The sequence below is a fragment of the Paracoccus yibinensis genome (assembly GCF_030846195.1).
GTDB classification, from domain to species: domain Bacteria; phylum Pseudomonadota; class Alphaproteobacteria; order Rhodobacterales; family Rhodobacteraceae; genus Paracoccus; species Paracoccus yibinensis.
Window position 1 is genome coordinate 501364 of the sequence record NZ_JAVCWH010000002.1, and the last position, 20105, is coordinate 521468.

The window sequence follows — 20105 nt, forward strand, 5'->3', positions numbered from 1 at the left end:
GTCAGGCCGTGCGCGCCGCCGCGGCGATGCACTGGGTGGTGGCGGGGCGCGAGACGATCGCCGCCACGCTGTCCGCCGTGCCCGAAACACCCGCGCGCGAGGCCTGGGCGATGTCGATCAGTTCCGCCGTGGTGGCGTTGTTGACCACGCAGTCGGTATAGGGCGCAACATTGGCGCCGGGCAGGCGCTTTTCCATCTCGGCGTTGATGACGGTCCGGGCAACCTGGCGCGAGGCCGCGTCCAGCACGGTCGGCGTGGTCACGACCGCGGGCGGCGTGGTGACGGTTGTCGCGGGCGGGACCGGGGCCACGCAGCCTGCCAAGGCGGCAGCGGCAAGACCCAGGGCGGCGAAAGTCTGGAAGCGCATCAGTAAACCCTTTTCTTGGGAGCAATCTTCTTCAGGTCGATCCCGCCATCCTCTTCCTTGGTCAAAGGGTCCAGATGAACGGGGCGGTAATCCAGTTTAACCGCGTTTCCATCCACCCATGCAAGCGAGTGCTTGCGCCAGTTGGCGTCGTCCCGCTCGGGCCAGTCCTCATGCGCATGCGCCCCTCGGCTTTCCTTGCGCGCCTCGGCGGCGACGATGGTGGCCAGCGCGTTCGGCATCAGGTTGGTCAGTTCCAGCGTTTCCATCAGGTCGCTGTTCCAGATCAGGCCCCGGTCGGTGACCTTGATGTCGTCCATCTTGGCGGCGATCGCCGTCATCTTCTCGGCGCCCTCGGCCAAGGTCTTGTCGGTGCGGAACACCGCTGCGTCGGCCTGCATCGTGCGCTGCATTTCCAGCCGCAGTTCGGCGGTGGGCACGCTGCCCTTGGCGTGGCGCAACCCGTCGAAGCGGGCCAGCGCCTGATCGACCGACGCCTGGTTGGTCGAGGGGATATGACCCGCGCGGTCGATCACCTGCCCCGCACGGATCGCGGCGGCACGGCCGAAGACCACAAGGTCGATGAGGCTGTTCGAACCCAGGCGGTTCGCGCCATGGACCGAGGCGCAGCCCGCCTCGCCCACCGCCATCAGGCCGGGGAAGATCGCATCCGGGTTGTCGGCAGTGGGTGCCAGCACCTCGCCCCAATAGTTCGTGGGGATGCCGCCCATGTTGTAATGGACCGTCGGCAGGATCGGGATCGGCTGCTTGGTCACATCGACGCCGGCGAAGATCTTGGCCGATTCACTGATGCCGGGCAGCCGTTCGGCCAGGGCCTCGGGCGGCAGGTGCATCAGGTTTAGGTGCATGTGGTCCTTGTCGGGACCGACGCCGCGGCCTTCGCGGATCTCGATGGTGATGCAGCGGCTGACCACGTCGCGCGACGCCAGATCCTTGTAGGTCGGGGCATAGCGTTCCATGAACCGCTCGCCCTCGCTATTCGTCAGGTATCCGCCCTCGCCCCGCGCACCTTCGGTGATCAGGCAGCCGGATCCATAGATGCCGGTCGGGTGGAACTGCACGAATTCCATGTCCTGCAAGGGCAGACCCGCGCGCGCCACCATGCCGCCGCCATCGCCGGTGCAGGTATGCGCGGACGTCGCGCTGAAATAGGCGCGGCCATAGCCACCCGTCGCCAACACCACCATCTTGGCGTTGAAGACGTGGATGGTGCCGTCGTCCAGCTTCCAGCAGACCACGCCGGTGCAGGCGCCGTTCGTGACGATCAGGTCGATGGCGAAATACTCGATGAAGAACTCGGCGTTGTTCTTCAGCGACTGGCCGTAAAGCGTGTGCAGGATCGCGTGGCCGGTCCGGTCGGCCGCGGCGCAGGTGCGCTGCACGGGGGGGCCTTCGCCGAATTCGGTCGTGTGGCCGCCGAAGGGACGCTGATAGATCTTGCCCTCCTCGGTCCGGGAAAACGGCACGCCGTAATGTTCCAGCTCATAGACGGCCTTGGGCGCCTCTCGCGCCAGGTATTCCATGGCGTCCGTGTCGCCCAGCCAGTCCGACCCCTTCACGGTGTCGTACATGTGCCATTGCCAGTTGTCCGGCCCCATGTTCGACAGGGACGCCGCGATGCCGCCCTGGGCCGCCACCGTGTGGGACCGCGTCGGGAAGACCTTGGTCACGCAGGCCGTGCGCAGGCCCTGTTCGGCCATGCCCAGCGTCGCGCGCAGGCCCGCGCCCCCGGCGCCCACCACGACTACGTCGTAATCATGCGTATGGATATCGTATGCTGCCATGATGTCCTCAGATCGCGACCGTGACCAGCGTCATCTTGGCAAGGGCGAAAACCGCCGCCGCGATGACCGCCCAGGAAAAGACCACCGAGACGATGATCGCCACCTTGCGCGCCGTGTGTTGGAAATAATCGTCGATCATGATGCGGGTGCCCCGGATGAAGTGCGCCATGCCCACGACGATGAACAGCGCCGTGATCAGCGCCGGATAGGGGCGGCCGAAATAGGCCACCAGTTCGGGATGCGACAGCCCGATGGCATTGCCGATGACCAGCATGAAGGCCGGAACCAGCAGGACCAGGGCGCAGGAACTGACGGTCAGGAACCAGTGGTCGGCCGTGCCGCTGTGGGCGGAACCCAAGCCCATGGCTGCCTTGCGGGGGGTGATATAGCGCATGGAACCCTCGGCCTTATGCAAAGAAGAACAGGATCAGGGACAGCAGCGTCAGCACCACCGAGCCGATGATGATGGCCCAGCTTGCGCGCTCGGCCTCCTCGATCCGCAGAAGCTGGCCCGAATCGTAGAACAGGTGCCGGATGCCGGCCAGCGTGTGGAACCACAGCGCCCAGGCCGATCCGGTCAGCACGATGAAGCCGATCCAGGACCGCACCACCCAGTCGGCGGCGGCAAAGGCGCGCGGCCCGCTGACGGCGGCGACCAGCCACCAGACCAGAAGCAGGATGCCCGCGACAAGCGCGTGCCCCGTGATCCGCGTCATGATCGATGTCACGGCGGCCATGGGCAGGCGATAAACCTGAAGATGGGGGGAAAGCGGCCGGTTGCCCCGGTTCACGTCGGCCATGATGCGGCGCTCCTTCAAACGGTTCTGGCTTGACCCGTCGCAGGCACTTGGCTGACCTCGCGGGCTGGCAATTGACGCGTTACTGTCGTCATTTGTTTCATCTGTCACCCGGTGATGACAGTCTTTTCGCGGATTTGACCAGGCCAGCGGCCTTTGTGATCACGACCCGCAAGGCTGTGATCACAACTTATGCTGCGGATGCGAGACGGCCGAGTCGCTTTGTCAGACCGGCATCAGCGCCCAGTAATCCAGATCCAGCAGGACGTCGGGATGATAGCGCCCTTCTGCATCCTTCAGATCGAACGCGGCGCTGTTTCCCTTGGTCGCGACCAGCCGCAGCCGGATCGCGCCGACGCCGGGCGCATGGGTTTCGGCCTTGTCCAGAACCTCGGACCAGGCACGCACGGTATCGCCCGCAAAGCAGGGGTTGGCATGGGTGCCACCGTTCAGCGCGACGATCATCTGCGCGTTCGCCAGCCCGTTGAAGGACAGCGCGCGGGCCATGCTGATGACATGGCCGCCATAGATCAGCCGCCGCCCGTCGTCGCGGTTCGTGGCGTCGAAATGGACCTTGGCGGTGTTCTGCCACAGCCGGGTGGCCAGCATATGTTCGGCCTCCTCGATGGTGACGCCGTCCACATGGTCGATCTTCTCGCCGACGTGGTAATCGCCCCAGCGATGCGGCTCGCCCGCAAGTGCGAAATCGTATTGGGAAAAATACAGACCCTCGGGCACGACCAGGTCGTCGGGGTCCACGACGGCGGGCAGGTCGGGAACCACCGCCTCGGGCGCGGGGGCATCGGTGTCGCGCTTGCGCACCATGACCCAGCGGACATAGTCCAGCACGGGGTCGTCCATCTGGTTCAACCCCTGCGTCCGCACCCAGACGACGCCCGACTTGCCGTTCGAATTCTGTTTCAGCCCGATCACCTGCGATTCAGATCGCAGCGTATCGCCCGGCCAGACCGGCGCCAGCCAGCGGCCCTGCGCATAGCCCAGGTTCGCCACCGCGTTCAGGCTGATATCGGGAACGGTCTTGCCGAAGACAACATGAAAAGCCAGCAGGTCGTCCATCGGACTGCTTTCCAGCCCGCAGCTCGACGCGAACTCGTCGCTGGAATACAGCGCGTGGCGGGCGGGATAGAGCGCGTGGTAAAGCGCCCGTTCCCCTTCCGCGATGGTGCGCGGAACGGCATGGCGGATCACCTGACCCACCTGATAGTCCTCGAAGAAGCGGCCCGGATTGGTCTTGGTCATTGTTGCCCCAGCTTCATGTCGGCATGGTATTCGGCCTCGACCTGCTTGGTGACGGCCTGGCCCATCCGCATCACGCCCTTGACCGGATCAAAGGCCATGGTCGGGCTGCCATGCAGGGACCAGCCCTTGGACAGCGCCTCGCTGACGCGGTGGCAGAACTGCGAGGTGTCGTCCTCGGTGATGCAGCGGTAAAGGGTGGTCACGTCAGCCTCCGAATGGCCAGGGTCCGATCCAGCCATGGATCAGGCCCACGACCAGCATGACGACGACCGCGCCGACGGCCGCCATGATTTCCTTGCGGACGGGGAACGGCCCGCTGCGCCGCTTCCAGGCACCCGCGCGGTTCAGCAAGGCGATTTCCACAAGCGCCCAGCCCAGCAGCCCGCCGAACAAGATCAGCGAGGCCAGATCCCCGTTCACCAGCAGATGCGCCACGGCCCAGAGCGAGAAGCCCGTCAGTTGCGGATGGTGGATCCAGGTGGTGACGCGCGTGCCCATGCCGTCGGCGGCATAAAGGTAGAAGGCCAGCAACATCAGCAGGTTGTTGATGCCCGTCGTCGCCGGTGAACGGCCCCACCAGACCGGGCCATCCACCTGCCCATATCCGCGGGCCATCAGGAAGACCGACAGGATCAGCAGGATCGCAACCAGCCCCTTGCCCTTGTCGCCCAGGGCGGCACGCCGTTCCGGTGCCACCCGCTTGAACAGATGGGCCGCCCACCACAGAACCAGTCCCGATATCAGCAGAACCATCTGGCTTTTCCTTTGCTGGATGTCTTGTGCCGCACCCTGCCCTTATCCGGCCATGGCCGCAATCGCCTTGGCGCGGTCCAACGTCTTGCGAGCGGTCTCGACATGCAGGTTCTCGACGATCTTGCCGTCCACGACGGCGACGCCCTTGCCTTCGGCACTTGCCGTCTGGAAGGCGTCGATCTGGCGGCGGGCCAGGTCGATTTCCGCGTCCGTAGGGGCGAAGGCCTGGTTGGCGATGGCAAGCTGGGCGGGGTGGATCAGCGTCTTGCCGTCAAAGCCCATGTCGCGGCCCTGTTCGCACTCAGTGCGCAGGCCGTCCTCGTCCTTGAAGGCGTTGAATACGCCGTCCACGATCACCTTGCCATAAGCCTTTGCCGCCAGCAGACACAGGCCAAGGCCCGCCTGCATCGGCAGCCGGTCCGGGCGAAAGCGGCTGTTCAGTTCCTTGGCAAGGTCGTTGGTGCCCATCACCATCCCCTCCAGCCGGGGATGGGCGGCGATGGCGGCTGCGTTCAGCATCCCCAGGGGCGTTTCCATCATCGCCCACAGGGGCGCGTCGGGAATGATCGCGGCCACCCGGTCCAGATCGGCAGGGCCGTCCACCTTGGGGATCAGCACGGCATCCACCGGCAGCCCCGCACAGAAGCGGGCGTCGTCTTCGCCCCATTCTGTGGCCAGACCGTTGATCCGCACGATCCGCGCGCGAGGGCCGTAATCATTGGCCAGGGCCGCGGCCAGGGCCTCCCGCGCGGCGGGCTTTTCCCCGGGCGCGACCGCATCCTCAAGATCGAAGATGATCGCGTCGGCGGGCAGCGTCTGCGCCTTTTCCATGGCCCGCGCATTGGCGGCGGGAATATACAGAACCGAACGATAGGGACGCGCCATCAGATCCTCCTCGCAATAATCTTGCGCGACGCTGCCCTGCGGCGCCAGATTTGGCAAGCGCAAAATTGCTGCGCTGCGGCGTCAGGCCAGTGCCTGCCAGATCAGCCGCAGCGACACCGCCAGCAGACCCCAGGTGATCAGCCTGTAGAACAGCGCCTCGGGGATGATCCTGACCAGCCGCAAGCCTGCCCAGACCGACAGCAGCGCGACCGGCATCAGCACGGCGGCGGCCCGAAGGTTGCCGGGCGACAACTGTCCAAGCGCGGCATAGGGGATCAGCTTGACCAAGTTGCAGACCGCAAAGAACCAGGTGGTCGTCCCCGCATAGGTCAGCGCGGACAGCCGCAGCGGTTGGACATAGACCTGCCAGGGCGGCGCGCCCGCATGGCTGACAAAGCTGGTATATCCCGACAGCAGGCCCCAGCCCGTGCCGCGCGCATAGGACGGGGAACGCCTCTCGCCCTTCAGCGGGGGCCGGATCAGCGCGTTCAGCGCAAAGATCAGCCCGACCGCGCCGACGATGAAGGTGACGCCATCCACCGGCACCACATGCGCCCCGGCCCAGCCGATGCCGATCCCCGCAAGGGCGCCGGGCAGCGCGGTGGCCAGCACCCGCATGTCGAAATTCCACCTGAACGCCATCAGCCCGCCCATGTCGGACACCACATAGATGGGCAGCATCAGCCCCGCCGCCTGCACCGGCGACATGACCAGCGACAAGACCGGCACCGATATCAAGCCGACCATCGCCAGCCCGCCCTTGGCAAGCCCAACTGCGGCTGCGGCGATCACGGCCAGCACCCAGCCCCAAACGGTCAAATCCAGCATGGCGATCCCCCTGTCCGCCGGCAGGAATGCGGCCCCGCGCCCGCTTTGGCAAGTGTCAGCGCCAACAGTGGCTTGCGATTTCTTGCGCGACCCCGTAACCACCCCGCAACAATCATCCCATTGATCGGAGGTTATCCATGGCCCGACCCAAAATCGCACTGATCGGTGCGGGGCAGATCGGCGGCACGCTGGCGCATCTGGCCGCGATGAAGGAACTGGGCGACGTCGTCCTGTTCGACATCGCCGAGGGCACGCCGCAGGGCAAGGCACTGGACATCGCCGAATCCGGCCCGTCCGAGGGCTTCGACGCGGCCCTGAAGGGCACCAACGATTACGCCGACATCGCGGGCGCGGATGTCTGCATCGTCACGGCCGGCGTTCCGCGCAAGCCGGGGATGAGCCGCGACGACCTTCTGGGCATCAACCTCAAGGTCATGAAGTCGGTGGGCGAAGGCATCGCCAAGCACGCCCCGGACGCCTTTGTCATCTGCATCACCAACCCGCTGGACGCGATGGTCTGGGCGCTGCGCGCATTCAGCGGCCTGCCGCATGAAAAGGTCTGCGGTATGGCCGGCGTGCTGGATTCGGCCCGCTTCCGCCACTTCCTGTCGCTGGAATTCGGCGTGTCGATGAAGGACGTGACGGCCTTCGTGCTGGGCGGACATGGCGACACCATGGTGCCGCTGGTCCGCTATTCCACGGTCGCGGGCATCCCGCTGCCGGATCTGGTCAAGATGGGCTGGACCACGCAGGAAAAACTGGACGGCATCGTGCAGCGCACGCGTGACGGCGGCGCGGAAATCGTCGGGCTGCTGAAGACCGGCAGCGCCTTCTATGCACCCGCGACCTCGGCCATCGAGATGGCGGAAGCATACCTCAAGGACCAGAAGCGCGTTCTGCCCTGCGCGGCCTATGTGGACGGCGCCTATGGCCTGAACGGCATGTATGTGGGTGTGCCCACCGTGATCGGTGCGGGCGGCGTGGAAAAGGTCATCGACATCACGCTGAACGATGACGAACAGGCGATGTTCACCAAGTCGGTCGATGCGGTGAACGGCCTGGTCGCGGCCTGCAAGGGCATCGACGGCTCGCTGGCCTGAACCGGCCCGACACGGACGAGGCGCGCCCCCTTGGGCGCGCCTTTGCATTTGATGTTATGCGTTTTTCGACTTCCGCCTTATCATCGCCCCGTTCCTTGCAACCGGAGGCGACCATGAACCGGACCGTTCTGCCTGCTGCCCTGTTTTCCGTCATTTTCCTGACCGCCTGCCAGGCGCCGCCCACCAGCCCGCGCCCGACCGACCAGCTGCCGTTCATGGGCACATGGGATTGCGGCGCGACCACCATGACATTCACGCCGACGTCCTATATCCCCTCGAACGAGGCCGCGCCGATCACGATCCGCAGCTTTTCGACCCAGAACCGCGCCACCACGATGACCCTGGCCGATGGCGCGGTGATCCAGGTGCAGTGGCAAAACGACAATCAAATGACGTTTACATCGGAAACGACCGGCGACAGCTTCGACTGTGCCCGCGTCGCTGGCTGAAGGTTAAGCGAATCCTGCAATTTCGGCGTTTGTGATCACGGCATTTCAGGCTGTGATCACAATCGGCTGGTTCCCGCGTTTTTCGGCGCGTTCCCGATCAAATCGTTTTTCGTTCGCCCCCCGGATGTGGCAAGAGGCCGCGAAATCTGCCGAACCGAAAAAGGGGGTCAGGATGAATATCCACGAATACCAGGCCAAGGCGCTGCTGCGTCAATACGGCGCGCCGGTCAGCGACGGCCGGATCGTGATGAAGGCCGACGAGGCCAAGACCTGCGCCAGCGAGATGGACGGCCCGCTGTGGGTCGTGAAGGCCCAGATCCACGCGGGCGGCCGCGGCAAGGGCAGCTTCAAGGAAGCCGAGGCCGGTGAAAAGGGCGGCGTCCGCCTGGCCAAGTCGGTCGAGGAAGCCGAGGAACTGACCCGCCAGATGCTGGGCCGCACCCTTGTGACCCACCAGACCGGCCCCGCCGGCAAGCAGGTGAACCGCATCTATATCGAGGACGGCAGCGACATCGCGCGCGAGCTGTATCTGGCCCTGCTGGTCGATCGCGGCACGTCCCGCGTCAGCTTCGTCGCCTCGACCGAAGGCGGCATGGACATCGAGGAAGTCGCCGCCCACACGCCGGAAAAGATCGTCAGCTTCAGCGTCGATCCGGCCTCGGGCCTGTCGGACTTCCACGGCCGCCGCGTCGCCTTCGCCCTGGGCCTGACCGGCAACCAGGTCAAGCAATGCGTGGCCCTGGTCAAGAACCTGTATCGCATGTTCATCGAGAAGGACATGGAGATGCTGGAGATCAACCCCCTGATCGTCACCCCCGAAGGCAACATCAAGTGCCTGGACGCGAAGATGGGCTTCGACAACAACGCGCTCTACCGCCAGCCCGACATCATGGCCCTGCGCGACGAGACCGAGGAAGATCCCAAGGAACTGGCCGCCTCCAAGTTCGACCTGAACTACATCGCGCTTGACGGCGAGATCGGCTGCATGGTGAACGGCGCGGGCCTGGCGATGGCCACGATGGACATCATCAAGCTGTATGGCGCGGAACCCGCCAACTTCCTGGACGTGGGCGGCGGCGCGACCAAGGAGAAGGTGACGGAAGCCTTCAAGATCATCACCAGCGACCCGAACGTGAAGGGCATCCTGGTCAACATCTTCGGCGGCATCATGCGCTGCGACATCATCGCGGAAGGCATCATCGCCGCCGTGAAGGAAGTCGGCCTGCAGGTTCCGCTGGTCGTGCGCCTTGAGGGCACGAACGTGGACCTGGGCAAGCAGATCATCCGCGACTCGGGGCTGAACGTGATCCCGGCGGACGACCTGTCGGACGCGGCCGAGAAGATCGTGAAGGCGGTCAAGGGCTGATGAGCGACTCGCCGTCGGAATATCTGTATCGTGCAGACTTGAGGCGAAGCCATGAGTTGTCTTTTGACCTCATGTGTTATGGCTCTACGCTGTTTCCAGCTTTCGACGGCACTCTCTCTACGACAATCGCTATCGTAATACGCAAGCTTACGGAATTTGCTCCGGCGGCAAGGCGTATCTTACATCTAGAGCAACCGTGCGTGGAAATTCGGGAGAAACTCTTAACCACCAATCCACGATATAAGACAGAAGGACATCGCTATCCTTATGTCGCTATCCCTGTGATCTGGGCGCTAAATGGAATAATTCATGCGAAGGATATTTGGGTCAACCACCTCCGTGACTCAGAAAACCAAGCATGGCAGCCAAATGGCGCATTTCACCTGATTGGATTTGGCTTTGAGACGGACCAACGACGTGTTGAACATGTCGATTTGTTCGCTTTCGCAAATGGTTATCTCTCGCGCCCTGGGCACTACATGAACGACTTTTTCGAAAGAAAGGGGAGAGGCTGATATGGCCGTTCTCGTTAACAAAGACACCAAAGTCATCTGCCAGGGGATCACCGGATCCCAGGGCACCTTCCACACCGAACAGGCGATCGCCTATGGCACGCAGATGGTCGGCGGCGTGACCCCCGGCAAGGGCGGCAGCGAACACCTGGGCCTGCCGGTCTTCAACTCGGTCCACGAGGCCGTGGCGAAAACCGGCGCCAACGCGACCGCGATCTATGTCCCGCCCCCCTTCGCGGCGGATTCGATCCTGGAGGCCATCGACGCGCAGATCCCGCTGATCGTCTGCATCACCGAAGGCATCCCGGTGCTGGACATGATGAAGGTCAAGCGCGCCCTGCAAGGCTCGCAGTCGCGCCTGATCGGGCCGAACTGCCCCGGCATCATGACGCCGGACGAATGCAAGATCGGCATCATGCCGGGCAGCATCTTCCGTCGCGGCAGCGTGGGCGTCGTGTCGCGTTCGGGCACGCTGACCTATGAGGCCGTGAAGCAGACCTCGGACGTGGGCCTGGGCCAGTCCAGCGCAGTGGGCATCGGCGGCGACCCCATCAAGGGGATGGAGCATATCGACGTGCTGCAGATGTTCCTGGACGACCCGGAAACCGAGTCGATCATCATGATCGGCGAGATCGGCGGTTCGGCCGAGGAAGAAGCGGCCGAGTTCCTGGCCGAGCAGAAGGCCAAGGGCAAGTGGAAGCCCACCGCCGGCTTCATCGCGGGCCGCACCGCGCCTCCGGGCCGGCGCATGGGCCATGCCGGTGCAATCGTCTCGGGCGGCAAGGGCGACGCGGAATCGAAGATCGAGGCGATGAAGCGCGCCGGCATCGTCGTGGCCGACAGCCCGGCCGGTCTGGGCGAGTCGGTGCTGAAGGCCATCAAGGGCTGACGCAACCCCTGGCGCGGCGCGCGCGTTCCCCCGGCTGAGCAATCGCTCTGTAACCACAGGAGATTAAAGATGAAGATGCTTTCCGCGACAATCATCGCCTCGACTGTCGTTCTGGGGGCCTGCGCGCCCGAGCCGATCACCCGCGTCGAGACCACCGTGACCACCAGCCCGGTCGATACCGAGGCCCTGGGGGCGGCGACCGGCCTGCCCGCCGATGCCGTGGTGGGCGTGACGCGGACGGGCAACCAGTATGTGGTCTTCTACCGCGACGACGCGGTGACGGCCGAACAGCTGGAAGCCGCGCCCGCCACGATCTGCGCCAACACCGCCTCGACCGTGTTCACCGCCGATCCGATCGACACGACCGGGCCGCAATTCGCCACCGGCGTGCAGCGCATGACCGTCACCTGTGCGTGACGCGATTTAAAAGCCGGTGCCCCTGGCTTAAGTAGGGGGCACCGGAAACCAGGGGGAAGATGTGGACGACCAGCCGCAGCACGCAGTCAGAATTTCGGAGGGGACCATGCCCCGGACCGGCGGCTGCATCGCGCCCTTGTCGCTGGCCGCGCTGCTGGCGCTGACCGCCTGTGGCCGCGCGCCCACCGATGACATCCTGCGCGGCGGCATCCCTGCCATGACGAACCTGCATCAGGCCAGCACCCTGCCCCCCGAATCCGTGCGCACCGTCGCGCGGCGGGATTTCGGCTGGCGGCTGATCTATCACCCTGCCCGCGCGCCCGCCGGGGCCGACCAGGGCGCGGCCCGTGCGCTGTGCGGGCTGGAACGCCGCGCGGTCGCCCGGATCGAGCGTATCCCCCGTGTCGATCCCTATGCCGATCCCGGCGCGGCCATCATCGACGTTTATTGTGCCTGAGGCGGTCATGACATCCAGCTTTCCTGCCAAACCCTCCGTTCTTGCCCGCCTGTCGGTGCTTCTGCCGGCCGCGCTTCTGGCGGGTTGCGTGCAGATGACGCCGGCGGGCCAGCAGCCTGCCCCCGTGGCCCCCGCCCCTGCGCCCGTCGTCCCACCCGTGGCCACAATGCCCGTTCCGCAATCGCCGCAGGTGGTCGCACCCCCTGCCCCTGCCCTGCCGACCGGCCCCGTGGACAGCCGCACCGGCCTGCACCAGGCCGCGGTGATCGCTGTAACCGGGGATGCCGACAGCCGCTTCACCGTGCTGTTCCGCCCCGCCCGGACCGACGCCGGCAAGATCGAGGCCGCGCCCGTGCAACTGTGCCGCAGCGCCGGGCGGGGCCTGGAGGACAGCCGCACCAACAAGCCGGGCGCAGGCAGCGCCATGCCCGGCGTCCAGATGATGATCGTCACATGCAGCGCCGCCTGACGCCGCCCCCCTTTCAACCCATGCGTCAAGGACGCGAAGCCACATGACCGACCAACCCAACAACGCCGATTTCCACGACTCGTCCTTCCTGCAAGGGCACAACGCGGCCTATATCGAGCAGCTTTATGGCCAGTGGGCGCAGAACCCCGCTGCCTTCGATGCCGCCTGGGACGCCTTCTTCCGCAGCCTGGGCGATGCCGGAGAGGATGCCGCGCGCGAGGCCGAGGGCGCGAGCTGGAAGCGCGCCGACTGGCCGCCGATGCCGTCGGATGAGACCACGGCCGCGCTGACCGGCGAATGGCCGATGGCCTCGAAGGTCGAGGCCACTGCCGCGATGAAGAAGATCGCCGCCAAGGCCGAGGAAAAGGGCGTCAGCCTGACCGAGGACAAGATGCGTCAGGCCGTGCTGGATTCGATCCGCGCGCTGATGCTGATCCGCGCCTTCCGCATCCGGGGCCACCTGCACGCGAACCTGGACCCCCTGGGCCTGCGCGACGTGCCCGACCATGGAGAGCTGAACCCCGAAACCTATGGCTTCGGTCCCGGCGACATGGACCGGCCGATCTTCATCGACAACGTCCTGGGCCTGGAAATCGCGTCGATCCGCCAGATCACCGACCTGATGCAGCGGACCTATTGCGGCACCTTCGCGATCCAGTTCATGCATATCTCGAACCCCGAGGAAGCTGCCTGGCTGAAGGAACGGATCGAGGGTTACGGCAAGGAAATCCAGTTCACCCAGGAAGGCCGCCGCGCCATCCTGAACAAGCTGGTCGAGGCCGAGGGCTTCGAGAAGTTCCTGCATGTCAAATACATGGGCACCAAGCGTTTCGGCCTTGACGGGGGCGAGGCGCTGATCCCGGCGATGGAACAGATCATCAAGCGCGGCGGCGCGCTTGGCGTGAAGGAAATCGTCGTGGGCATGCCGCATCGCGGCCGCCTGTCGGTGCTGGCCAACGTGATGTCGAAGCCCTATCGCGCGATCTTCCACGAATTCCAGGGCGGCTCCTTCAAGCCCGAGGACGTGGACGGCTCGGGCGACGTGAAATACCACCTGGGCGCCTCAAGCGACCGGGAATTCGACGGCAACAGCGTCCACCTGTCGCTGACCGCCAACCCCAGCCACCTGGAGGCCGTGAACCCCGTCGTGCTGGGCAAGGCGCGGGCCAAGGGTGACCAGCTTTCCGACACCCATGACCGCACGGCGGTGCTGCCGATCCTGCTGCATGGCGATGCGGCCTTCGCGGGCCAGGGCGTGGTGGCCGAATGCCTGCAGCTTTCGGGCATCAAGGGCCATCGCACCGGCGGCTGCATCCATATTGTCGTGAACAACCAGATCGGCTTCACCACCGCCCCGCATTTCAGCCGCACCTCGCCCTATCCGACCGACATCGCGCTGATGGTCGAGGCGCCGATCTTCCATGTGAACGGCGACGATCCCGAGGCCGTGGTCCATGCCGCCAAGGTCGCGACCGAGTTCCGCCAGAAGTTCCACAAGGACGTGGTGCTGGACATCTTCTGCTATCGCCGCTTCGGTCACAACGAGGGTGACGAGCCGATGTTCACCAACCCGGCGATGTACAACCGCATCAAGGGCCACAAGACCACGCTGCAGCTGTACACCGAACGCCTGGTCGCCGACGGCCTGATCCCCGAGGGCGAGATCGAGGACATGAAGGCCGCGTTCCAGAACCACCTGAACGAGGAATTCGAGATCGGCAAGAACTACAAGCCGAACAAGGCCGACTGGCTGGACGGCAAGTGGTCGGGCCTTGATCGCGAGGGCGCCGAATATGTCTCGGGCGAGACCGGGATCGAACCCTCGACCATGGCCCAGATCGGCCGCGCGCTGACCACCGTTCCCGAAGGCCACAACCTGCACAAGACCGTGGGCCGCCTGCTGGAAGCCAAGCGCCAGATGTTCGAAACCGGCGAAGGCTTCGACTGGGCGACGGGCGAGGCCCTGGCCTTCGGATCGCTGCTCTTGGAAGGCAAGGGGGTGCGGCTGGCAGGCCAGGACAGCACGCGCGGCACCTTCAGCCAGCGTCATTCCGCCTTTATCGACCAGAAGACCGAGAACCGCTATTACCCGCTGAACCACATCGCGGAAGGCCAGGCGCATTACGAGGTCATCGACTCGATGCTGTCGGAATACGCGGTGCTGGGCTTCGAATACGGCTATTCGCTGGCCGAACCGAATGCCCTGGTGATGTGGGAAGCGCAGTTCGGCGACTTCGCCAACGGCGCGCAGATCATGTTCGACCAGTTCATCTCCTCGGGCGAGAAGAAATGGCTGCGCATGTCGGGCCTGGTGATGCTGCTGCCCCACGGCTTCGAGGGCCAGGGACCGGAGCATTCCTCCGCGCGCCTGGAACGCTTCCTGCAGATGTGCGCCGAGGACAACTGGATCGTCGCCAACTGCACGACGCCGGCCAACTATTTCCACATCCTGCGCCGCCAGATGCACCGCCGGTTCCGCAAGCCGCTGGTGCTGATGACGCCGAAGTCGCTGCTGCGCCATCCCAAGGCCGTCAGCAAGGCCGCCGATTTCCAGACCGGATCGACCTTCCACCGCGTGCTGTGGGACGACGCCCAGCAGGGCAGTTCCGACATCACGCTGGTGCCCGATCACCGCATCCGCCGCGTCGTGATCTGTTCGGGCAAGGTTTACTATGACCTGCTAAAGGCGCGGGACGAGGCTGGGATCGACGACATCTACCTGCTGCGTCTGGAACAGTTCTATCCTTTCCCGGCGCAGTCGATGGTCAAGGAACTGGCCCGCTTCAAGGACGCCGAGATCGTCTGGTGCCAGGAGGAACCCAAGAACCAGGGCGGGTGGAGCTTTGTCGAGCCTTACCTGGAATGGTCGCTGGATCGGCTGGGGGCGCGGCATAACCGCGCCCGCTATGTCGGCCGCAACGCCGCCGCATCGGTCGCCACGGGACTTGGATCGCGCCACAAGGCCGAACAGGAAGCCTTGGTGAACGAGGCGCTGTCGCTTGAAGGATAAGCCGATGCCTACCGAAGTCCGCGTGCCCGCCCTGGGCGAGTCCGTCACCGAGGCGACCGTCGCCACCTGGTTCAAGAAACCGGGTGACGCGGTGGCGGTGGACGAGATGCTGTGCGAGCTGGAAACCGACAAGGTGACGGTCGAGGTTCCCAGCCCCGCAGCGGGCATCCTGGCCGAGATTGTCGTGGCGGAAGGCGAAACCGTCGGACCCGACGCGCTGCTGGCCCAGATCACCGATGCCGGCAGCGACACCCCCAACACACAACAGCAGGCCGAGACGGCCCAGAAGACCCCGGAAGGACAAGAGATGAGCGGCAAATCCGTGGACGTGATGGTGCCCGCGCTTGGCGAAAGCGTGACCGAGGCGACCGTGGCCACCTGGTTCAAGAAGGCGGGCGACACCGTCGCCATGGACGAGATGCTGTGCGAACTGGAAACCGACAAGGTCTCGGTCGAGGTTCCCAGCCCTGCCGCTGGCGTCCTGGCCGAGATCCTGGCCGAGGAAGGCGCGACCGTCGATGCCAAGGCGCGCCTGGCGATCATCACCGAAGGCGCCACCGGCAGCGCGGGCGCCTCGGCCCCCCAGCCCTCGGCCGAGAGCAAGGGCGACAACAAGGGCGCCTACGGCAATGCCGAGGCCCCGGTTGGTTCGGCCTCGGGCGGCGAGGATGGCGTGACTGCGGGCCAGGTCGGATCGCCCGGCGCAGGCCCGGAACAGACCCAGCCCCGCACCGACGTCGAGGACGCCCCCTCGGCCAAGAAGGCCATGGCCGAAAAGGGCGTCAGCCGCGATCAGGTGACCGGCTCGGGCCGCGACGGCCGCGTGATGAAGGAAGACGTCGCCAGGGCCTCGGCCGCGCCAAAGCCCGCCGCAGTCCCGGCAGCCCCCCGCCCGGCCCAGGATGCCGCGCGCGAAGAACGTGTCAAGATGACCCGCCTGCGCCAGACCATCGCGCGGCGCCTGAAGGACGCGCAGAACACCGCGGCGATGCTGACGACCTATAACGAAGCCGACATGTCCGGCATCATGCAGCTTCGCAACGAATACAAGGACGCCTTCGAGAAGAAGCACAAGGTCAAGCTGGGCTTCATGTCCTTCTTCGTGAAGGCCTGCTGCCACGCCCTGAAGGAAGTCCCCGAGGTCAACGCGGAAATCGACGGCACCGACGTGGTCTACAAGAACTATGTCAACATGGGCGTGGCGGTGGGCACCCCCTCGGGCCTGGTCGTTCCGGTCGTCCGCGATGCCGACCAGAAGGGCTTTGCGGCGATCGAGAAGGAAATCGGCGAACTGGGCGCCAAGGGCCGCGACGGCAAGCTGACCATGCAGGAAATGCAGGGCGGAACCTTCACCATCTCGAACGGCGGGGTTTATGGCTCGCTGATGTCCTCGCCCATCCTGAACCCCCCGCAGTCGGGGATTCTGGGGATGCACAAGATCCAGGACCGCCCGGTCGTGGTCGGCGGGCAGATCGTCATCCGCCCGATGATGTATCTGGCGCTGTCCTATGACCACCGGATCGTGGACGGCAAGGGCGCCGTGACCTTCCTGGTCCGCGTCAAGGAAGCGCTTGAAGATCCGCGCCGCCTGCTGATGGATCTGTAAGACCAGGTGCGCTGCCATGCCGGCGGCGCCATCCTTTCAGCAACAGGAGACAGCCATGCAAATGATCGCCCATTACAGCGTGAACGACTATGCATCCTTCCGCACCGCCTTCGATGCGGATGCCGAGGATCGCGGGAACAATGGCCTGTCCCTGCTGCAACTGTGGCGAGAGAACGACGGATCGGCCTGGGCGCTGTTCAGCGTCAGCGACGCCAAGGCCGCGCGGGCCTATCTGGACGGCGCGGCGGCTGTCTTCAACAGCCAGGCCGGGGTCAGTGCCACCAGCTATCACTTCGTCGAAACTGCCTGAGCGATGATGACCACCGAACTGACGGTCCTGGCGCTGGCGGGCCTTTTGCAGGCGGTCCAGTTCGCGACGTTTTCCATTGCGGCCAACCTCCAGGTCGGCCCCAGGGTGGCGATGGGTCCGCGCGACGATGCTCCGAGGCTGGCCGGCACCGCCGGGCGCCTGCAACGCGCGCTGAACAACCATTTCGAAGGGTTGATCCTGTTCATGCTGGCCGTTGTCGTCGTCACGCTTGGCGGTCAGGCCAGCGGGGTGACGGCAGCTTGCGCCTGGATCTATCTGCTGGCCCGGATCCTCTATGTTCCCGCCTATATTCTGGGCTGGGTGCCATGGCGGTCGGTCATCTGGGCGGTGGGTTTCGCCGCGACCATGGTCATGATAATCGCCGCGCTGATCTGACCGCGCGGCACAGGAACGATGCCCCGCACGGGCGCGAGGGACAAGAAGGAGCAAGCCATGTCCACCTATGATCTGATCGTGATCGGCGCCGGGCCGGGCGGCTATGTCTGCGCGATCCGCGCAGCCCAGCTGGGCCTCAAGGTCGCCTGCGTCGAGGGACGAGAAACCCTGGGCGGCACCTGCCTGAACGTCGGCTGCATCCCGTCCAAGGCCCTGCTGCACGCCAGCCACATGCTGCACGAGACGCATGAAAACTTTGCCAAGATGGGCCTGATGGCGGGCCATGTCGATGTCGACTGGCAGAAGATGCAGGGCTACAAGGCCGAAACCGTCGGCGGCAACACCAAGGGCATCGAGTTCCTGTTCAAGAAGAACAAGATCGACTGGCTGAAAGGCTGGGCCGTGATCGAGGCGCCGGGCAAGGTCAGGGTCGGCGACACCGTGCATGAGACGAAGAACGTCGTGATCGCCACGGGTTCGGTGCCATCTGCCCTGAAGGGCGTGACGGTGGACAACGACGCGGGCATCGTGGTGGATTCGACCGGCGCGCTGGCCCTGCCGAAGATCCCTGCATCGATGGTGGTGATCGGCGCGGGCGTCATTGGGCTTGAACTCGGCTCGGTCTATGCCCGCCTTGGCACGCAGGTGACCGTCATCGAATACCTGGACGCCATCACCCCCGGCATGGACGCCGAGGTGCAGAAGCAGTTCCAGAAGATCCTGACCAAGCAGGGCCTGAAATTCGTCCTGGGTGCGGCCGTGTCTGGCGTGGAAACCTCCGAAGGCGGGGCCAAGGTCAGCTACACCCTGCGCAAGGACAACAGCGAACAGGCGCTGGAGGCCGAGGTCGTGCTGGTCGCCACCGGCCGCCGCCCCTATGCCGACGGCCTGGGCCTGGACGCCCTGGGCGTGCAGATGACCGATCGCGGCTATGTCAAGGTGGACGCCCACTGGGCCACCTCGGTCCCCGGCATCTATGCCATCGGCGACGCGGCGCCCGGCCCGATGCTGGCCCACAAGGCCGAGGATGAAGGCATGGCCGTGGCCGAGGTGATCGCGGGCAAGCACGGCCATGTCAACTATGACGTGATCCCTGGCGTGATCTATACCATGCCCGAGGTCGCCGCCGTGGGCCTGACCGAGGAAGCCGCCAAGGCCGCCGGCCGCAAGATCCGGGTCGGCAAGTTCCCCTTCATGGGCAACGCGCGGGCCAAGGCCGTGATGCAGGCGGAAGGCTTCGTCAAGCTGATCGCGGACGCGGAGACCGACCGGATCCTCGGCTGCCACATCATCGGCCCCAACGCGGGCGAGATGATCCACGAGGTCTGCGTCGCCATGGAATTCGGCGCCGCCGCGCAGGATCTGGCGCTGACCTGCCACGCGCATCCGACCACTTCGGAAGCGGTGCGGGAAGCCGCGCTCGCCTGCGGAGATGGCGCCATTCATGTGTGATCTTGGTCGTCGCGGCCTGATCCTTGCCACGCTTGCCCTTGCCGCCTGCGGCGGCGGGGGCGACCGGAAGATGCCGGCGGGCCTCAGCCGCAACGGGCTTTACCCGAACGAGACGCCGCAGCTGCGTTCGCGCATCAACTATTGGGCGGACCACTACGATGTGCCGCCCGCCATCGTGCAGCGGATCATCCTGCGGGAGTCGGGGCACAATCCCGGACTGCGCAACGGCCCCTATTACGGGCTGATGCAATTGAACCCGCAGACCGCCCGCACCATGGGCCATCGCGGACCTGCGGCCGGCCTGCTCGATGCCGATACCAACCTGCGCTATGGCGTCAAATACCTGCGCGGCGCCTGGATGGTGGCCGATGGCGATCCCGACCGGACGGTCATGTGGTATTCGCGCGGCTATTATTACGAGGCCAAGCGCAAGGGCCTGTTGAAGCAGACGGGCCTGCGCGGCTGACGTTTGACCTTGCGGCATGAAGGGCGCCCCTGGGCGCCCTTTGCCATCGGCGGGGAGAAGTTTCTAAAACCTTAAGGACTTGGGCTTTGGCGCAACTCATCCCGATCCTGTAAGGGTGGAAAGGCAGTTTCCACATCACCGGGGGCGTCATGCAGACCAGCATACCCGTCATCCACGTTTCACAAGTTACACCGACCTCTCCTGCCCCTGTCGCTCCGATCCCCGAGGCGGCACCCGTTTCCCTGTTCAAGGATGTGATCGAAAAGATCACACCGCCGATGGAGTTCCGGGACTGGATGGAAAAGTTGAAAACCTATGCCGAGGCGGCGCGCGGCACGGAACCGGCCGAGCAGCAGCAGGCATCGGTCGCCGAGGCAGAGCGGGCCACACCCGCACTGCCCGCCGCCAGGGCCGTCCCGGAGGCCGTCCCTGCCGAAATCGGCAAGCCGGCGGATGACGCGACGGCGGATCCTCGGCAGGCGGAAATCGGGTAAAGGCGGACAGCGTCCGGCAA

24 protein-coding genes are annotated in these 20105 nt (G+C 65.3%); 15 read left to right on the plus strand and 9 right to left on the minus strand.

What is annotated here, in order from left to right:
* Window position 1: 1 nt before the first annotated feature.
* The 9 genes from RAH32_RS06080 to RAH32_RS06120 all read right to left on the minus strand — a co-directional run bounded on the left by RAH32_RS06080 (window position 2) and on the right by RAH32_RS06120 (window position 6692).
* A complete protein-coding gene (locus RAH32_RS06080; protein ID WP_306606106.1) occupies window positions 2-367 on the minus strand; it encodes a hypothetical protein in 366 nt (121 codons plus the stop codon).
* Window positions 367-2169, minus strand: a complete 1803-nt coding sequence (gene sdhA, locus RAH32_RS06085) for a succinate dehydrogenase flavoprotein subunit (protein WP_306606107.1) — start codon at window positions 2167-2169, stop codon at window positions 367-369. The genes RAH32_RS06080 and sdhA overlap by 1 nt, the downstream gene beginning before the upstream one ends.
* 7 nt (window positions 2170-2176) lie before the next feature.
* Window positions 2177-2563 carry a succinate dehydrogenase, hydrophobic membrane anchor protein gene (locus tag RAH32_RS06090; RefSeq protein WP_306606108.1) on the minus strand — a complete coding sequence of 129 codons (387 nt, stop codon included), beginning with the start codon at window positions 2561-2563 and terminating at the stop codon, window positions 2177-2179.
* A 13-nt stretch (window positions 2564-2576) separates the two neighbouring features.
* Window positions 2577-2969, minus strand: coding sequence for a succinate dehydrogenase, cytochrome b556 subunit (gene sdhC, locus RAH32_RS06095; protein WP_207464705.1), 393 nt, complete (start codon window positions 2967-2969; stop codon window positions 2577-2579).
* A gap of 222 nt (window positions 2970-3191) precedes the next feature.
* On the minus strand, window positions 3192-4226 hold the full coding sequence (locus RAH32_RS06100; protein WP_306606109.1) for a MaoC family dehydratase: 1035 nt from the start codon (window positions 4224-4226) through the stop codon (window positions 3192-3194).
* A complete protein-coding gene (locus RAH32_RS06105) occupies window positions 4223-4429 on the minus strand; it encodes a DUF1737 domain-containing protein (RefSeq protein ID WP_306606110.1) in 207 nt (68 codons plus the stop codon). The genes RAH32_RS06100 and RAH32_RS06105 overlap by 4 nt, the downstream gene beginning before the upstream one ends.
* A gap of 1 nt (window position 4430) precedes the next feature.
* The gene (locus RAH32_RS06110) at window positions 4431-4979 is read right to left on the minus strand and encodes an NnrU family protein (protein ID WP_306606112.1); all 549 of its coding nucleotides are present in this window, start codon (window positions 4977-4979) and stop codon (window positions 4431-4433) included.
* 42 nt (window positions 4980-5021) lie between these two features.
* Window positions 5022-5864 (minus strand): HpcH/HpaI aldolase/citrate lyase family protein, encoded by an 843-nt coding sequence (locus RAH32_RS06115; RefSeq protein ID WP_306606114.1) that lies wholly within the window; start codon window positions 5862-5864, stop codon window positions 5022-5024.
* An 81-nt stretch (window positions 5865-5945) separates the two neighbouring features.
* Window positions 5946-6692, minus strand: a complete 747-nt coding sequence (locus RAH32_RS06120; RefSeq protein WP_373429672.1) for a sulfite exporter TauE/SafE family protein — start codon at window positions 6690-6692, stop codon at window positions 5946-5948.
* Window positions 6693-6829: 137 nt separating this feature from the next.
* Between RAH32_RS06120 and mdh the strand changes: the two genes are divergently transcribed.
* From mdh to RAH32_RS06195, 15 genes are all read left to right on the plus strand, one after another.
* Window positions 6830-7792 (plus strand): malate dehydrogenase, encoded by a 963-nt coding sequence (gene mdh, locus RAH32_RS06125; protein WP_306606116.1) that lies wholly within the window; start codon window positions 6830-6832, stop codon window positions 7790-7792.
* Between the two features lie 113 nt (window positions 7793-7905).
* A complete protein-coding gene (locus RAH32_RS06130) occupies window positions 7906-8241 on the plus strand; it encodes a hypothetical protein (RefSeq protein WP_306606118.1) in 336 nt (111 codons plus the stop codon).
* 172 nt (window positions 8242-8413) lie between these two features.
* On the plus strand, window positions 8414-9607 hold the full coding sequence (gene sucC, locus RAH32_RS06135) for an ADP-forming succinate--CoA ligase subunit beta (protein WP_306606120.1): 1194 nt from the start codon (window positions 8414-8416) through the stop codon (window positions 9605-9607).
* Window positions 9607-10122, plus strand: coding sequence for a hypothetical protein (locus RAH32_RS06140; protein ID WP_306606122.1), 516 nt, complete (start codon window positions 9607-9609; stop codon window positions 10120-10122). The genes sucC and RAH32_RS06140 overlap by 1 nt, the downstream gene beginning before the upstream one ends.
* 1 nt (window position 10123) lies before the next feature.
* Window positions 10124-11008, plus strand: a complete 885-nt coding sequence (gene sucD, locus RAH32_RS06145; protein WP_306606124.1) for a succinate--CoA ligase subunit alpha — start codon at window positions 10124-10126, stop codon at window positions 11006-11008.
* Window positions 11009-11077: 69 nt separating this feature from the next.
* A complete protein-coding gene (locus RAH32_RS06150) occupies window positions 11078-11425 on the plus strand; it encodes a hypothetical protein (RefSeq protein WP_306606126.1) in 348 nt (115 codons plus the stop codon).
* Between the two features lie 106 nt (window positions 11426-11531).
* Window positions 11532-11882, plus strand: coding sequence for a hypothetical protein (locus tag RAH32_RS06155; RefSeq protein ID WP_306606128.1), 351 nt, complete (start codon window positions 11532-11534; stop codon window positions 11880-11882).
* Between the two features lie 7 nt (window positions 11883-11889).
* Window positions 11890-12351, plus strand: a complete 462-nt coding sequence (locus RAH32_RS06160; protein WP_306606130.1) for a hypothetical protein — start codon at window positions 11890-11892, stop codon at window positions 12349-12351.
* Between the two features lie 43 nt (window positions 12352-12394).
* Entirely contained in the window at window positions 12395-15361 is a 2967-nt protein-coding gene (locus RAH32_RS06165; RefSeq protein ID WP_306606132.1) for a 2-oxoglutarate dehydrogenase E1 component, read from the plus strand.
* 4 nt (window positions 15362-15365) lie between these two features.
* Window positions 15366-16967: a 2-oxoglutarate dehydrogenase complex dihydrolipoyllysine-residue succinyltransferase gene (gene odhB / locus RAH32_RS06170; protein ID WP_306606134.1), complete on the plus strand. Its 1602-nt coding sequence runs from the start codon at window positions 15366-15368 to the stop codon at window positions 16965-16967.
* A 55-nt stretch (window positions 16968-17022) separates the two neighbouring features.
* On the plus strand, window positions 17023-17277 hold the full coding sequence (locus RAH32_RS06175) for a hypothetical protein (RefSeq protein WP_306606136.1): 255 nt from the start codon (window positions 17023-17025) through the stop codon (window positions 17275-17277).
* Window positions 17278-17283: 6 nt separating this feature from the next.
* Window positions 17284-17673 (plus strand): MAPEG family protein, encoded by a 390-nt coding sequence (locus RAH32_RS06180; RefSeq protein ID WP_306606568.1) that lies wholly within the window; start codon window positions 17284-17286, stop codon window positions 17671-17673.
* 57 nt (window positions 17674-17730) lie between these two features.
* On the plus strand, window positions 17731-19125 hold the full coding sequence (gene lpdA / locus RAH32_RS06185; RefSeq protein WP_306606138.1) for a dihydrolipoyl dehydrogenase: 1395 nt from the start codon (window positions 17731-17733) through the stop codon (window positions 19123-19125).
* Window positions 19118-19591, plus strand: a complete 474-nt coding sequence (locus RAH32_RS06190) for a lytic transglycosylase domain-containing protein (protein WP_306606140.1) — start codon at window positions 19118-19120, stop codon at window positions 19589-19591. Before lpdA ends, RAH32_RS06190 begins: the two co-directional genes overlap by 8 nt.
* Before the next feature lie 149 nt (window positions 19592-19740).
* On the plus strand, window positions 19741-20085 hold the full coding sequence (locus RAH32_RS06195) for a hypothetical protein (RefSeq protein WP_306606142.1): 345 nt from the start codon (window positions 19741-19743) through the stop codon (window positions 20083-20085).
* Window positions 20086-20105 lie beyond the last annotated feature (20 nt).

Coding starts and splice junctions, on each gene's coding strand:
- RAH32_RS06080 (WP_306606106.1), bottom strand. CDS start 367: ATGCGCTTCCAGACTTTCGCCGCCCTGGGTCTTGCCGCTGCCGCCTTG.
- sdhA (WP_306606107.1), bottom strand. CDS start 2,169: ATGGCAGCATACGATATCCATACGCATGATTACGACGTAGTCGTGGTG.
- RAH32_RS06090 (WP_306606108.1), bottom strand. CDS start 2,563: ATGCGCTATATCACCCCCCGCAAGGCAGCCATGGGCTTGGGTTCCGCC.
- sdhC (WP_207464705.1), bottom strand. CDS start 2,969: ATGGCCGACGTGAACCGGGGCAACCGGCCGCTTTCCCCCCATCTTCAG.
- RAH32_RS06100 (WP_306606109.1), bottom strand. CDS start 4,226: ATGACCAAGACCAATCCGGGCCGCTTCTTCGAGGACTATCAGGTGGGT.
- RAH32_RS06110 (WP_306606112.1), bottom strand. CDS start 4,979: ATGGTTCTGCTGATATCGGGACTGGTTCTGTGGTGGGCGGCCCATCTG.
- RAH32_RS06115 (WP_306606114.1), bottom strand. CDS start 5,864: ATGGCGCGTCCCTATCGTTCGGTTCTGTATATTCCCGCCGCCAATGCG.
- RAH32_RS06120 (WP_373429672.1), bottom strand. CDS start 6,692: ATGCTGGATTTGACCGTTTGGGGCTGGGTGCTGGCCGTGATCGCCGCA.
- mdh (WP_306606116.1), top strand. CDS start 6,830: ATGGCCCGACCCAAAATCGCACTGATCGGTGCGGGGCAGATCGGCGGC.
- RAH32_RS06130 (WP_306606118.1), top strand. CDS start 7,906: ATGAACCGGACCGTTCTGCCTGCTGCCCTGTTTTCCGTCATTTTCCTG.
- sucC (WP_306606120.1), top strand. CDS start 8,414: ATGAATATCCACGAATACCAGGCCAAGGCGCTGCTGCGTCAATACGGC.
- RAH32_RS06140 (WP_306606122.1), top strand. CDS start 9,607: ATGAGCGACTCGCCGTCGGAATATCTGTATCGTGCAGACTTGAGGCGA.
- sucD (WP_306606124.1), top strand. CDS start 10,124: ATGGCCGTTCTCGTTAACAAAGACACCAAAGTCATCTGCCAGGGGATC.
- RAH32_RS06150 (WP_306606126.1), top strand. CDS start 11,078: ATGAAGATGCTTTCCGCGACAATCATCGCCTCGACTGTCGTTCTGGGG.
- RAH32_RS06155 (WP_306606128.1), top strand. CDS start 11,532: ATGCCCCGGACCGGCGGCTGCATCGCGCCCTTGTCGCTGGCCGCGCTG.
- RAH32_RS06160 (WP_306606130.1), top strand. CDS start 11,890: ATGACATCCAGCTTTCCTGCCAAACCCTCCGTTCTTGCCCGCCTGTCG.
- RAH32_RS06165 (WP_306606132.1), top strand. CDS start 12,395: ATGACCGACCAACCCAACAACGCCGATTTCCACGACTCGTCCTTCCTG.
- odhB (WP_306606134.1), top strand. CDS start 15,366: ATGCCTACCGAAGTCCGCGTGCCCGCCCTGGGCGAGTCCGTCACCGAG.
- RAH32_RS06175 (WP_306606136.1), top strand. CDS start 17,023: ATGCAAATGATCGCCCATTACAGCGTGAACGACTATGCATCCTTCCGC.
- RAH32_RS06180 (WP_306606568.1), top strand. CDS start 17,284: ATGACCACCGAACTGACGGTCCTGGCGCTGGCGGGCCTTTTGCAGGCG.
- lpdA (WP_306606138.1), top strand. CDS start 17,731: ATGTCCACCTATGATCTGATCGTGATCGGCGCCGGGCCGGGCGGCTAT.
- RAH32_RS06190 (WP_306606140.1), top strand. CDS start 19,118: ATGTGTGATCTTGGTCGTCGCGGCCTGATCCTTGCCACGCTTGCCCTT.
- RAH32_RS06195 (WP_306606142.1), top strand. CDS start 19,741: ATGCAGACCAGCATACCCGTCATCCACGTTTCACAAGTTACACCGACC.